The organism is Acidovorax sp. LjRoot204, from assembly GCF_056175785.1.
Window position 1 is genome coordinate 1 of sequence record NZ_JBGFFF010000170.1, and the last position, 8,932, is coordinate 8,932.

General features: G+C 55.7%; 8 protein-coding genes and 1 pseudogene. 6 read left to right on the top strand and 3 right to left on the bottom strand.

The features are described from left to right. The coding region (locus tag AC04MI_RS21135; protein WP_476498609.1) for a DUF3987 domain-containing protein at window positions 1-562 on the top strand (562 nt) is incomplete at its 5' end. A 129-nt stretch (window positions 563-691) separates the two neighbouring features. Continuing rightward, window positions 692-1,966: a YagK/YfjJ domain-containing protein gene (locus AC04MI_RS21140; protein WP_476498610.1), complete on the top strand. Its 1,275-nt coding sequence runs from the start codon at window positions 692-694 to the stop codon at window positions 1,964-1,966. Window positions 1,967-3,457: 1,491 nt separating this feature from the next. On the opposite strand, the gene AC04MI_RS21145 is transcribed toward AC04MI_RS21140, so the two are convergent. Beyond that, window positions 3,458-3,709 (bottom strand): phage integrase N-terminal SAM-like domain-containing protein, encoded by a 252-nt coding sequence (locus AC04MI_RS21145; RefSeq protein ID WP_476498611.1) that lies wholly within the window; start codon window positions 3,707-3,709, stop codon window positions 3,458-3,460. A gap of 183 nt (window positions 3,710-3,892) precedes the next feature. Between AC04MI_RS21145 and AC04MI_RS21150 the strand changes: the two genes are divergently transcribed. The 4 genes from AC04MI_RS21150 to AC04MI_RS21165 all read left to right on the top strand — a co-directional run bounded on the left by AC04MI_RS21150 (window position 3,893) and on the right by AC04MI_RS21165 (window position 7,785). Next, window positions 3,893-4,258: a hypothetical protein gene (locus tag AC04MI_RS21150; protein WP_476498612.1), complete on the top strand. Its 366-nt coding sequence runs from the start codon at window positions 3,893-3,895 to the stop codon at window positions 4,256-4,258. 867 nt (window positions 4,259-5,125) lie between these two features. Then, window positions 5,126-5,656 (top strand): hypothetical protein, encoded by a 531-nt coding sequence (locus tag AC04MI_RS21155; protein WP_476498613.1) that lies wholly within the window; start codon window positions 5,126-5,128, stop codon window positions 5,654-5,656. Between the two features lie 325 nt (window positions 5,657-5,981). Beyond that, on the top strand, window positions 5,982-6,719 hold the full coding sequence (locus AC04MI_RS21160; protein WP_476498614.1) for a hypothetical protein: 738 nt from the start codon (window positions 5,982-5,984) through the stop codon (window positions 6,717-6,719). Continuing rightward, a complete protein-coding gene (locus tag AC04MI_RS21165; protein WP_476498615.1) occupies window positions 6,706-7,785 on the top strand; it encodes an FRG domain-containing protein in 1,080 nt (359 codons plus the stop codon). Before AC04MI_RS21160 ends, AC04MI_RS21165 begins: the two co-directional genes overlap by 14 nt. Window positions 7,786-8,075: 290 nt before the next feature. Here AC04MI_RS21165 and AC04MI_RS21170 read toward each other — a convergent pair whose 3' ends face one another. Beyond that, on the bottom strand, window positions 8,076-8,384 hold the full coding sequence (locus AC04MI_RS21170; protein ID WP_476498616.1) for a LysR substrate-binding domain-containing protein: 309 nt from the start codon (window positions 8,382-8,384) through the stop codon (window positions 8,076-8,078). A 238-nt stretch (window positions 8,385-8,622) separates the two neighbouring features. Further along, window positions 8,623-8,754, bottom strand: a pseudogene (locus tag AC04MI_RS21175) (LysR family transcriptional regulator); the annotation flags it as partial. Window positions 8,755-8,932 lie beyond the last annotated feature (178 nt).

The window sequence follows — 8,932 nt, forward strand, 5'->3', positions numbered from 1 at the left end:
TGAGGTCTTCCACGCCCGGACTGCTGAATTGCTGGACGAAAGTGTTGTCGCGATTAAAGAGCGCAGGCCTCGAAAGGTGGTCACATATACCCCGGAGGCCGCACAAGTTTGGTACGACAGGGCTAGGGCTATTGAGTCGGATTTGCAGCCCGGGCGGTTCTTTCACGATATCCCTGGTTTTGCTTCGAAGATCGCGGAAAACGTTTCAAGAGTAGCGGCCCTTCTGCAATATTTCTGCAATGGAACCACTGAAATTGAAGTCGATACCCTGCAGGCCGCTCGGGATATTTGCCAGTTTTTTGTGGATGAAATGAAAGAAATATCCACGCCATACGATCCTATGGAGAATGCTGCTATGTATGGACAACTGCTTGAGGAGTACTTGATTCGTTATCATCTGACCACGCGCCGCACGGAAGTGGATATTAACCACCTTAAACAGTATGGGCCGAACAGGATACGCCACAAGGAAAAGATGTGGATGGCTATCAATAATCTTTGTTGGTTGAACCGTGTCCACACTGAGCCGCGTGGACGCCGCACGGTTGTCGTGCTCCATTGAGGCTACATCTGATCGATAGGGGACTGCTAACGCTGCTAGTAGCAGCGTTAGCGTCTCTTCTTCTTGTGCTCAATCAGCCTGTGTCCTTTTGCAGGATAGCTTGAGAATATTTCGGATGTAAGTGATTTGATGAAAAATAGCGCTAATACTGCCAATGTTGGGAATTCTCATTGCAGTTCCCTTGGTTATTTTTTGAAAATATCGGCGGCATTGGTTAAATTGCTTGGATTGTATGTTATGAATATTATTAATGTAATAGATGATGGCTGTGTGAGTGCTAATGGTCAGATGAGGGTGGCTGGTAATTCTGCTAAAGACTCACTAAATGCGATTGTTAAATTGCCTCTCCAAGAGGGGTTGGAGCTCAGTTTTGAGAATGCTGTAAATTCGACATCGTCGCCAAGTATTGTGATCAACGCAATAGATCGCCAACTCAGCGATGGGCAGAAATCACGATCAATAGAAGAGATCGAGATTCGATGGATGGCTGAGCTTCATGAAGCTGCAGTGAAGGGCAATAGCAATAAGCGCAAGTTGATGGTGGGAAAGAGATTGAGCCCTCTTGGAGAACGGACTGCCTCTAGATTCGCAAGCCTGCTGCTCGGTCAGACGTGGCAAGGTGCTCTTGATCGCCTCGCTAAGGTTCGCCAGCCTTACCTGCAGTGGGTCGCTAGGGCGTTCGAACGCTTGTGTCACCACACGGACCCTGATGTGCTGATTGACGAAGAGCGTGCCATCAGCCTTGCCCGACGCCTAGTCACAGAGATGGTTGGCCTATTGGAGAACAAACTGATCTTGGCTCGTCTCGACACGGTACGTCGAGAGCATCAGCGAAAGCGCTCTGTCCTGGTTCAGCGTCTCGTTGCTTTCAAGCGAGCCTTCCCGAAACTTATGGTCCTACGCCTGGACCTTGGCTACGGCAAGGAGCATGCATCTGCCTCCACAGATCGCATCATTGGTGATTGGGAGGCTCTCAAGGCCTTCATTACGGTGAACTTTCCGAGCTATCTGAGCCATGTCGTCAAGCTCGAATATGGGGTTCAGAAGGGTGCCCACATGCACGTGCTGCTACTCTTCAACGGTGCAATGGTGCGTCAGGATGTGACCATTGCGAAGCTGATCGGCGAGCACTGGTCCAAGGTGACCACTGGCGGCATGGGTGTGTACTTCAACTGTAATGCAGCGCCCTATAAGAACCGCTTCAGTCACTGTGGTGTAGGTGTATTTAGTCGTTTGGATGAGGCAACGGTGGCGGGATTTCAGGCGGTGGCCGACTACATTACCAAGCCCGATCCGTTGGTGACCTTGATGCTGCCCAATGAAAAGCGGTTTTATCGTGCCCACTTGGTGTTGCCAGAGAGAAGGCGCCGTCCGTGCTCCAAGGCAGCGGCTGTGGCAGCGTAGGCAGGCGCGGAGTCGGAAGGGGTGCAGCGCCCCTTCCTGCATATGTCAGGTCATTCACGCAGTCCTTCCTCGCCAAAGACCTGTGCCTGTCGCTGGATCAGCTCCACGGGTTCATGCTCATCTGGTTGGTACTTGAGCAAGACCCGCGTGACCATCAGCCGCAGCCTGGCCTACAAACTCTCGCGTTCGGACCAGTCCAGAAGCAAGTTTGGCAAAGATTCTCGGCTTGCTGGTGGGCGATTCTCTTGAGCATGTACTGGTCAGTGTGTCATTGCCAAGTTCGACGCACTGCTTCATCGCTCATCCATCGGAAAGGGTGCTCGCGCCTTGAGCGCAGAGCATGGGGAAACACCTCTTCAATCGCGGCTTCGACGAGCGCTCTCAATAAGGGCCCAGGTTTCCCGACTGTGCACGCGTTCACGACAAGATCCCCTTTGCGGTAAATCTGCTGGAGCCGTTCCTGAAAGTACTCCCTCGCTCCGCTGTCCCATGCCTCACGGAACACCTTGCTCCTGTAAAGCCGAGTGGCTTGACCGAGAGAGCATTGATAGGGGATGGCGTTGATCAGATGAAGCTGGGTCTCGTTGCTATTCCAACCCGGAGGTACGAGCAATCCGGCGCGTTTGCGGATGTGGCGTCCCGTGGCGCCGTTTGCGGGCCAGGGCGTGTAGGGTTGCTTGAGCCCATATTCATCGATGTGTGGTGACTCTAGAACCAATACGATGCATGGCAGGTCCGTGCGCCTAATAGGTGGTTGCTCTGCCGCGGCTTTCCAGTCTCTCAGTGCAGCAAGTTCTGAAATTCGGCCAACGAATCTGTCGGGACACTCACGACGATCAAAGGACGATAGTGGAGAGGGACATATGCGGTAGACGGACCGCTCGAAATCATCGGGGTTGAATGTTTGGGAGCTTTCCATTGACGGCGGATAGGCACTTGCTTGATCGGTATTGAGTGAATGCATGGTTGAGAGGAATGACTTCAAGTCTACTTTTTGCTAGCTCTGCCCCAGGGCGCCTGCCCACTCACGCTGCAGGCTCTGCGTTGGACTAATGGTTACCTCGACCTGTTTCGGCGATGGATCCCAGGCTCGCCGAACGCTACCTGAATTTGACTCAGCGCAAGCATTGCCATTTCGAGTTGTCATCGACGGCACTTTCTGTCTCGAGTGCAGATTGGCGGCTTTGGGTAGAAAGTACTTATTCGTTGGCGGTCACGGCATGGCTGCAATCCGCCGCCGGTATCGGCCATCTCGAACGTCGTTTCTGCAGCGGTCGCGGCTGCTCATGACCACATCGCGACCTACCGGTTACCACCCGATTGCAGACATCCGGGCACCAATGATGACCATTTGTACAAAGGCAGGTTTCAAGTGATCAGCGGGCATTGGCCGCCAGTGCGGGCCGATGGGTTGCTGGAAGTCCGCTCTCACGGCTCACGAACTGGTACTGCCGACCCTGAGTCGCCATCCAGCTAGAAGCTCCAAAGCCGTCATTCAGCCAGGCTGCAAGAGCAAGGCCAAGGAGTCCAATGGACTGGAGGTTCTTCCGGCCACGACCTTAAGGACACCCGCCGCTCGTTGGCCAGCATGCCCAGAAAACGCTCGATTTCCACTTGCCCATCTCTCGATGGATGCCGCAAACCGTGCCATTTAACAAACATGCGCGCCCATCGCACATAGGTCTGTTCGGTGCGCAGGCTATAGTGTTTGTAACGAATTCGCTCACGGACCTGATCCAGCAACCGTGCGGCGCAACACAGGGGGCGGTGGGTTTCATGGCTGAATTTAGTCTCAAACGTTTGTACTACAACCCGGGCGCCCGGCCTGATGGCAGGCCGTTTGCGCCACTTTCTTCTTCCCCAACTTAGACCGCAGGCGCCAGATATGGCCTGCGCCTGAGTGCGGTTTACATTACGTTGGGCCGCATGGCCGCTCAGGAAATTGAAATGAAATCGTTAGCTGCAAGCGTCATTACTACATCGCTACTTCTTGGATGCGGAATCTTTGAAAGTACTGAATCTAAGCAAATCAAGGCGTGTGTGGAGGACGTCAAATTGGGTCTCAACGACCCGAACTCACTGGAAATTATTTCCACGAGGACTTTCAAGGCAAACGATGGAACTCATCGCCTTGAATTGCAAATCACCGCAAAAAACGCTCTCGGTGGCAGAGTTCGTGACGAAGCCATCTGCGGATTTAAAACAGAAAAAGACGTCGAACTCAATCCTGACGACATCATGAATCAAACGCGCAAATTGTCACGAAAGCTTCGCGAGCTAGGCATCAGGTAATCTCACAAAGGAGCGATCATGGGAATATTTGATCTTTTCAAGACCAATACAAAGAAACTTCCTACAAATAAGCCCACACGGGATACAGGTGGGCCAGTCGTCAAAACCGGCCCAACAAGTGGCCAAGACAGATCGCGGAATCAAGACGGCACGTGGCGCAAGAAGCGAAGCGACGCAAAGTAGTGAGTGACTTGCGGCCCAACCCATCGTTGCACTGGACCGCCTCCGGCGGCCGGTGAACTCAAACGTTAAATCGCGCGAACCGCCAACCGCTCATATGGACTGGATTCCGGCTCTTCTCAAGCATCTCGGTCTATCGAAGTCAGTCGTAGCAGCCGGGTTCGTCACTTCGGTCGTGTTGTACGCCGGGCCCCGCATTGCGCCCGCGTACGTTGACCCCGTGCCGCGCGAGTGGTCTCCGGTTGTTGTGGCGGTACTTGTCTTTTCGGGTTTCCTGCTTCTGCTTTGGGCCGCTGGCGGAGTCTGGGCCCGTTTGAGAAGCAATATGGCGGCGGCATCCGCCGCCTTCGCATCACATCAGCTCAACCAACTCGAGATGCARTTCCTCCATGCCCTGGGAGAGAACCCCAGCGAACCTCTAAACCTTGAGAGGGTCGACTACACCGTATTGCAGTTGTCGCGTCTGGAGGTTTTGGAGTTGGTCGACGGCCTGCRCCGGAAAGGTCTTGTCTCTCTGAATCCGTACAGTTTAGAACTCGTTTCGCTCACGTCTAACGGGCGGCAGCGAGCCCTCGATATTCAGCGCGCAGCAAAAGGGAGTGCGACTTAACATGTCGGCCAACACGGACGTCCCTACGGCGGGCTGCTCCCGCCTTCGGGACGCCGGTTGCTCCCAACGTTAGGCCCATGAAAAGCAGCTCACAGATTCAGCAGGCTCACGAAGACGCGGTGCTGCGCGACGCACTTGCAGAGCACAACCGTCTCCACGGCCTTGCATTGGCCGTGGTGTCTCGACCAGACCCACCGGACGCAATCCTTTCCGATGGCGTAACCACCACGTGGATGGAGTTAACGGATGCCTTCTTCTCACAAGCGTGGGCTCGAGATCTGAGCAGCTACGGTTCAATCAAAGATCACAAGCCCATGGCTAGTGGAGGGTACGTGGACATGGACAGACTGTTCGCAGAGAACTTTTGTGATCTGGTTCAACAAAAGACCGGCAAGCAGTCTTACGCCCCCATCGTCGCAAGTCATGGTCCAGGAATTCTGGTTGTTGGCCTCGAATCACCCTGGCTCGACGGCGATACGATGGACGAAGTGTCTGATGAGTGGGCCGCCAGAGGCTCTCCAGATATCTCCGGAACCTTCGCCTTTGTTTACGTCCGGCATCGGAGGGCGAGGGGCAACATCGTCCTTCCGTGGCCGCGCCGAGATTAAATATGGGTAGTCGCATGGTGCGGCTACATTGGCCTAACGCCTCCTTCAAGCGGACGCCTGATGGCACCGCTTAAGTCAAACCTTGAACGTCTGCTCCGCCATCCGGCCAGTGCCCGCTCATGGCCGGTAGCACCAGTTCGTGGTTCTCGCCGAGAGCTGACCTTTCAGAACTGGCTCGCGTGGCGGGGGGCCTGCTTCCTAGCGCATACGCGTGCTCACACCGTCGGCTTTTGGCTGATTTGCGTCGTGTGGCTGGGACCGCAGGTAGACTAGGCACACAGAACAAGAGTTGCCGACTGGCAGCGAGAGAACCTTGAAGGGTGCTATGGGCAACGAGCTTTTTCCAAGAGCAAGGAGCGCCGAGATATTGGGCGAGCTCTCTGCCTGGACGTCAGTCGCCGACATAATGGTTGCGGCGCGCATTCTTGAGGGGCGAACCGTTCCAGGCGACAAACCCGAGAGCATGTTGCTGATGCCTCTTGAGTATGCAGAGCCTGCGTTCGAGCAGATCTTCGCGATCCTGCTTGGGTACTTGGTGGATGGATTCGCGGTGCCTCCCCAGAAGGTTGCCGTTTGTCGCGCCCTGGATTCACAGATCACTGAGGCGACTGCAACTGCCTTGCAATCTCTGCACTTCAGGCCCACCGTTCAGGTGGGCAGGGTTCCAAAGGTGCCCGATAAGCGGGTGTTCGTCATCCAGGACCAGCCTGCCACGATTGAGCTTGTTCGAGCGCCCTTGAATTGCCTCATGGGCCTCTATTTGGACAAGTATGAGTACACGAAGCGTTTGCGCGACGTAGTTGCCGAAGCTGAAGACATGACGGGGGGCCGCCCCACGATTTTTCATAGGCCCTACAGCGACGCTTGCCTGCCCAGCTTCATTGAAGCGGCGTGTTTCTATGCACTTGGCCTGGAGGTTGGAACACGATTTGCATCGCCGGGCCAAGCCAACTTCGACACCGCTTACCGGGCCGTGAACGTTCAAACACTCCCTCCAGTGGACCCAGCCGTATTGCGAGCCGCATTTCTGACTGGACAGAGGATGCTCGATGCCCTCCGTTGACCAGCTCATCGCCCACTTGCATAACGTCAATCCGATTGCAGATCGGGTCTCCCCTGCCTGTGACGTCGGACAAGTCAACAACAGCGCGGGAACACAGGGATACGAAGATCCACTTTACGGAAACTGCTGGAGTTGGACACCCGCCCACGGTGCTGCCGTCTACGGGCGCACGGACGACCTGCCTGTTGGCCCCCTGGACGACGTGGCCAATGGAACATTCTTGCGAGTGCCGTTCCGCCGAGTGCCGGTCATTGAGGTCGCGTCCATTGAGGATGTTCGCGCCATCGCGGGGAGCATGAAATCAGGTGATCCAAACATCAGTGGTGTATGGCGCGGGCAGTCTAGTCACTACACGACCGAGAGGGCGGGGCGTACGAAGGATGAACTGCTCCGCCTCTATGGAGCGGAGGATGTAGATGAGCCCTCATTGCTGCCTTCCGCAGCGAGAACTGATCTGTACTTCCCGGACAGTTTCGGTGCATGGTCCGCATTGCTGGATCTTTATGTTCATGAGCGGGCGAGAGAACAGGGGATGCAGCGGGAGCTACTGAACTTCGCAAATTCCTATCGCTATCGGATGTGGGGCTTCGCGACTGCGCAGCACTATGGCCTTCCAAGCGTTGGCCTGGACATCACGCACGACATCGATGTAGCCTTGTTTTTCGCTCTACACACTTTCAAGACGAGTGTAGAGGGAATCACCACGGCCACGCGCGCGACTTCTACTGCGTCGCCAATCGTCTATGGCCTCGGTGGCTTCACCAACCATGAACTGTTCGACGATGAGATGCTGGCACCGAGACGCCTCTTGTGCACCCGGCCGTCCGCGCAGTCAGCCAAGTTTTTTTCCACGGGCTGGGGCCACGCGCCGAACAACGCCGCCCAACGAATCTACGTCGCGTTGAAGCTGGTTGGCCACGAGGCGTGGAAGTTCGATTTTCAGCCTTCGCAGTACTTTCCAAAACCGCAGGACGACGAGTTCCTTCGGTTCCTTCTGGAGTGTAAAAGGGAGCTTAAGCTGCCCGTCGTCCAGGACTTACTCTCGAAGATTTACTACGTCCCTTGAGCGGCAGAGGGTGCCTCCAATGCCTGTATCTATGGGTTTGCGGAGACATCTCACTGGCTCGTCCAGGAGGTCAGGTCCATTCGCGAAGCAGTCGTCTAGCACATTTGACGACCGGCGTCAGAGACTGTTCGCCGCTTGCGAGAGCTGCCGTTCATGTCGTCTGGGGAATTGCAACCCAGCAAGTTTCCGGTCTTGAGCTCATAGCGGACGTTTGACCAGATAGCGGGGCAACGTCTGCTCTTGGCGGCAGCGGTAACAAGCTTGCCAAAGCTCAGCGGCTGCAACCAGCCTTATGCGGAAATTCCCAACCCTTCAGCCAGGGCCTCAAACACCAGCCGAATCCGTCGTGATGTTCGCAGTTCGCGGTGCGACACCAGCCAGATGGGAAAGCGCACCGGAGCCACATCGTCGAGGACGCGGACCACGCCCGGTGTTTCGCGAGCGATCTCATGCATCGTTACGCCGATGCCCATGCCCTGACGCACCAGCGCCCAGTAAGCCACGGTGTTGTCTGCGTAGCAGCTGAAGTTGTCCTCTCCCAGGTCCAAATCGTATTGGCGCAGGTAAGCAAGATACTGCCCGTTTCGATCTGACCCCACGAATGGCCGGCTCTTTTGCCCGCAGGCGTTGCAAGATGGGAGGGAGCAGGTAAGTTGCTACGGCATCGGTGGCGGACACCGACACTACACCCCCTACTGCCTGTGACCGCCCGCTCGCAGCCAAGCTTAAGGCCTCTGCGGCAGCCCCCATCGCACGTGCGTGCTCTAGCAAGTCCAGCCCTGTGGGCGTGAGCACCATGGCCTTGCCCACACGCTCGAACAGGGTCACCCCCATCTGCTGCTCAATGGCGGCCACCTRCCGGCTCAAGGTGGGCTGGGTCAGGTCCAACTTGCGCGCGGCGGCCGATAGCGAGCCGGTCTGCGCGGTTTCCAAAAAGGCCTTCAGTTGATTCCAGTCGAGGTTGTTCATGCGTTTTTGTATAGGTTCGCTGCAATTTAACGCGATTTCCTACGGTTCAATGCATGGATACGATTCGACTCCGACACCTATCAACTTGTATCGCCGCTTTTTTGCGACGCCGAAATCCCCGACTATGCATTCGTTTTTTCTCCCTCAAGCCGCCGAACCTGCCAACCAAGACCTGATC

Excerpts from the sequence above, each read along its gene's own strand:
- AC04MI_RS21140 (WP_476498610.1), top strand. The coding sequence starts at position 692 with ATGAAAAATAGCGCTAATACTGCCAATGTTGGGAATTCTCATTGCAGT.
- AC04MI_RS21150 (WP_476498612.1), top strand. The coding sequence starts at position 3,893 with ATGGCCGCTCAGGAAATTGAAATGAAATCGTTAGCTGCAAGCGTCATT.
- AC04MI_RS21155 (WP_476498613.1), top strand. The coding sequence starts at position 5,126 with ATGAAAAGCAGCTCACAGATTCAGCAGGCTCACGAAGACGCGGTGCTG.
- AC04MI_RS21160 (WP_476498614.1), top strand. The coding sequence starts at position 5,982 with ATGGGCAACGAGCTTTTTCCAAGAGCAAGGAGCGCCGAGATATTGGGC.
- AC04MI_RS21165 (WP_476498615.1), top strand. The coding sequence starts at position 6,706 with ATGCCCTCCGTTGACCAGCTCATCGCCCACTTGCATAACGTCAATCCG.